The 1688-nt window shown below is 57.6% G+C and carries 2 protein-coding genes and 1 pseudogene; all 3 read left to right on the top strand.

Annotated elements, in window-relative coordinates; genetic code table 11:
- The coding region (locus tag EKA13_RS27075) for a transposase (RefSeq protein WP_141685661.1) at positions 1–178 on the top strand (178 nt) is incomplete at its 5' end.
- Between the two features lie 12 nt (positions 179–190).
- A pseudogene (locus EKA13_RS27070) lies at positions 191–1003 on the top strand (thioester reductase domain-containing protein); the annotation flags it as partial.
- A gap of 30 nt (positions 1004–1033) precedes the next feature.
- On the top strand, positions 1034–1498 hold the full coding sequence (locus EKA13_RS27065; protein WP_065762018.1) for an SRPBCC family protein: 465 nt from the start codon (positions 1034–1036) through the stop codon (positions 1496–1498).
- The last annotated feature ends 190 nt before the right edge of the window (positions 1499–1688 follow it).

The following is a 1688-nucleotide window of genomic DNA, read 5'->3' as shown; positions in this document are numbered from 1 at the left end:
CGCTGAGAGCATCCTTGCCTACTTCGACCGGCCAGGAACCAGCAACGGTCCAACAGAAGCTATCAACGGGCGACTTGAGCACTTACGAGGTACCGCCTTGGGCTTTAGAAATTTAACCAATTACATAGCCAGGTGCTTGCTGAAGTCAGGAGGGTTTAGAAATCAGCTACACCCTTAAATGCGAAGAGCCGCTTTGATCCACAACGGCGCGCACGTCAACCATGTGCTTGATTATCAGGCGCTGGCCGCAGACAACGTCGAACCCTTGTTTGCCTGCCTGCGCTTGTGCGAAGGGCAACGAAAAAAGATCTTCAACTTTGTCTCAACGCTCTCAGCGTGCAGTGCCATCGACGATGACGGGAAGGTGCTTGAGCAACCACCTGCACAGACACCACCGATCTACATCCGCAACGGCTACAACCTGAGCAAGTGGGTCGGCGAGCGCATCCTGGAACGGGCACGGGCGCAGGGTGTCTGGGTCAATCTGTACCGGCCGGGCAACATCACCTTCGACAGCCGTAACGGTGTCTGCCAGCCACACAAGAATCGCTTGATGCTGATGCTCAAGGGGTCGTTGCAACTGGGCCAGGTGCCAGCACTGGAGCTCAACTTCGACCTGATGCCAGTGGACTTCCTCTCTCGCTTTATCGCCTTCCACACCAGCCGCTACCGACCCGAACAGGCGGTGTTCAACCTGCACAACCCCGAGCCACTGAGCTGGCAAGCCTATGTCGCGTCGTTCCGTGACATTGGGCGGCCCTTTGAGCTGGTCGAGGTCGAGCAGTGGCAGCAGCAACTGCAGCGGGTCGACTGCGACAACGCGCTGTTCGAGGTGCTCGGCTTCTACCTGAACGGTTTTGAGGAAGACATCGGCGATACCTCACGCATCGACCATGACAACGCCCGCGAAGGGGTGTGGCGCATGGGCGAGCGCTACCCAGCAAAAAACCCGGCGCTGCTGCAACGCGGCTGCCGCTATCTCCAGGACATCCAGTTCATCTGAATCACCCAAGCCAAACAGGAGTACACAACCATGCAACTGCAACCTGACACCCTGATCCACAATCCCGATGGCTGCCGCGTTGTTTCTAGCGTCGAGATCCCCGCCGCCGCCACCAGCGTCTGGAACATCGTTGGTAACTTCGCCGGCTTCCCGGTGTTCATCCCTGCCCTGGCACATATCGATATGACCGGCAGTGGTGTGCGATCCGTACGCAAGAAGCTGTTCAAGGACGGTAATGTGGTCATCGAGCAACTCAACTCACACGACGACCAAGCAATGTGCATGACCTGGAGCCTGATCTACACCAGCCTGAACATTGGTAACCTCTGGGCAGCCATGCAGGTGGAGGCCCTGGGAGAGCAGCACAGTCGCGCGACCTGGACTATCCAGGCAGAGCCTCATGAAGGTGGTGCCGAAGCGCTACCAGCGTTCCAGGCCTTTCTACAGGGCTTTGCCGATAACGCCATGAGCAATGTCCGCAACCTGCTCACCTGAGCACCAGCCCCGGGCGGGGCGTGACCGTATGTCATGCCTCTACCGCAACCAATCTCTGCAGCTTGTCTGCAGCAAAGTACAGACCCAGAAAAGACAAAACCCCAGTCTGCCGCGCAGACTGGGGTTTTGGAATTTAATCTTGACGATGACCTACTCTCACATGGGGAAACCCCACACTACCATCGGCGAT

Source organism: Pseudomonas defluvii, from assembly GCF_001695625.1.
In the GTDB taxonomy this organism is placed as follows: Bacteria; Pseudomonadota; Gammaproteobacteria; order Pseudomonadales; family Pseudomonadaceae; genus Aquipseudomonas; species Aquipseudomonas defluvii.
Note: the sequence above shows the minus strand (reverse complement) of the source record. Positions and strands in the feature narration are given on the sequence as shown.